Raw genomic sequence first — 2291 nt, 5'->3', positions numbered from 1 at the left:
GTTGACCTCCTCGGGCATGGTCATGTCGAAGCTGCGCAGCCCGGCCTCCACATGCGCGACCGGGATGTGCAGCTTGGCCGCGACCAGCGCGGCGGCGATCGTCGAGTTCACGTCGCCGTACACGATGACGAGCGCGGGTGAACGACTCGTGAACTCCTGCTCAAGCCCGGTCATGAGTGCGGCTCGGGCAGCCCCAGCTCGCGGAAGAAGATCTCCGACATCCGCTCGTCGTAGTGCTGGCCGGTGTGGACGACCGCCTGCCCGACCCCTCCGGCCCGCAGCGCCTCGATGACCGGAGCCGCCTTCACGAAGTTCGGACGTGCTCCCAGAACGTGCACGATGGACGCCAACACAATTTCCCTTCTGTTCATCGGGGTTGCCTACGCTCGCCCGCCGTGCTCAAAAGAACCGTCTACCTGCTGGGACTGACCTGGCGGCAGCTCCGCGACGACCCGGGCCGCGCTCCCCGCCTGGCCGTACGCCTGCTCGCCCGCGCCGTCCCCGGCCGCCCGGGGGCGAAACTGCGCAACTCCCCCCTGGCGGTCCCCCGCCCCCGCGACCCCGCCCGCGAGTCCGGAGACCTCAAAGCCCTGCTCGCCGCCGCCGCCCGTCCCGAGAAGCCCTCCGCAGGCCGAACGGCGGCCGAGCACAGCGGCCGGGGCGGTGCTCCCGTTCTGCAGTTCGTGACCAACGCGCTGCCGCTGACGAACGCGGGGTACACGGTGCGAACGCATCGGATCGCGCTGGCGCTGCGGGAGCTGGGGTACGCGCCGGAGGTGGTGACCCGGCTCGGTTACCCGCTCAGCCAGGGCCTGGGCGACTCGCGGGCGCGGGTGGAGGTGGACGGCGTCCCCTACCACCGGCTGCTGCCCTGGCTGCCCGCCCGGAACCCGGTGCGCGACATCGCCAAGAGCGCCGACCTGGCGGGGCGGCTGGTCAAGGAGGTGCGGCCGCGCGCGCTGCACGCGGTGAGCAACCACCTGAACGCGGCGGTGGCGCTGGAACTGGGCCGCCGTCACGGGCTTCCGGTGGTGTACGAGGTCCGCGGCTTCCTGGAGGACTCCTGGCTGTCCCGCGATCCCGCGCACCGGGAGAGCGACGACTTCTACCGGCTGACCCGTGAGCTGGAGACCCGCCGGATGTCCGAGGCGGACGCGGTGGTCACGCTGGGCGAGGCGATGCGCGCGGAGATCGCGGGACGCGGCGTCGACCCGTCCAAGATCATGACCGTGCCGAACGCGGTGGAGGACGCCTTCCTGGAACCGCTGCCGGACGCCGCCGGGCTGCGCGCCGAGCTGGGCCTGCAGGAGGGGACGCCCGTGGTCGGGCTGACCTCCTCGTTCTACGGCTACGAGGGGATCGACACGCTGATCGACGCCGCCGCCCGGCTGCGCGCGGCGGGCAGCCCGGTCACGTTGCTGCTGGTCGGCGACGGTCCCGAGCTGGGCGCGCTGATGCGGCGCGCCGCCGGGCACGGGCTGCCGGTGGACGACCGCCGCGCGGGCGCCGGCGAGGCCCGCGCCGGCACGGCCGGCGGGCACGACGCCAGGGTCGTGTTCACCGGGCGGGTGCCGATGCGGTCGGTTCGTCAGTACCACGCGCTCCTCGATGTGTTCGCGGTGCCCCGGCGGGCGGACCGGGTCTGCCAATTGGTGACGCCCCTCAAGCCGATCGAGGCGATGGCAGGAGGAATCCCAGTAATAGCAAGTGATGTCAATGCTCTGCGCGAAATCGTCGAACCGGGCGTGACCGGGACGTTAACACTTCCCGAAGATGCGGAAGCTTGGGCGAATTCCCTGGCCGAGCTGATTTACGCTCCCGACAGGTGCCGGAAAATCGGACAGGCGGCGCGGGAATGGGTCAGGGCGGAACGCACCTGGCGGGCCGTCGCCGCCCGTTACCGGGACGCCTACCGCTAGCGGGACGCCCGCTCGGCGGCCTGCGCGAGGGGCCTGAGGCAAGGCCGCGTCCCGGGTACGGCGCCGCATCGACATCCTGAAGCACGGTGCCGCTCAAGGCGTCGTGATACTCGTGAAGGGAGCCACCGGGTGGATCTGGTGGTCATCGGGCTCGGTTACGTCGGGCTGCCGCTGGTACGGGAGGCCGCCCAGGCCGGACTGCGGGTGGGCGGCCTGGACCGCGACCCCCGCGTCGTCGACGGGCTGAAAGCCGGGCGCTCGCACATCGACGACGTGGACGACGCCCAGGTGAGCGACATGCTCACCGCGGGCTTCACCCCCACCCTGGACGAGGCGGTCCTGGACGACGCCCGCTCCATCGTCATCTGCGTC

2 protein-coding genes and 1 pseudogene are annotated in these 2291 nt (G+C 71.9%); 2 read left to right on the top strand and 1 reads right to left on the bottom strand.

Translation table 11 applies throughout. The annotated features are described in order from the left end of the window. Positions 1 to 371 (bottom strand): annotated as a pseudogene (locus tag ACFPZN_RS55905) (UDP-N-acetylglucosamine 2-epimerase); the annotation flags it as partial. Positions 372 to 395: 24 nt separating this feature from the next. Between ACFPZN_RS55905 and ACFPZN_RS55900 the strand changes: the two are divergent. Beyond that, complete coding sequence (locus ACFPZN_RS55900; protein WP_378293538.1) at positions 396 to 1919, top strand: glycosyltransferase family 4 protein; 1524 nt, start codon at positions 396 to 398, stop codon at positions 1917 to 1919. Between the two features lie 129 nt (positions 1920 to 2048). Further along, a partial coding sequence (locus ACFPZN_RS55895) for an NAD(P)-binding domain-containing protein (protein ID WP_465252315.1) occupies positions 2049 to 2291 on the top strand: 243 nt, incomplete at its 3' end.

The organism is Actinomadura rugatobispora (genome assembly GCF_042656285.1).
GTDB lineage: Bacteria > Actinomycetota > Actinomycetes > Streptosporangiales > Streptosporangiaceae > Spirillospora > Spirillospora rugatobispora.
Note: the sequence above shows the minus strand (reverse complement) of the source record. Positions and strands in the feature narration are given on the sequence as shown.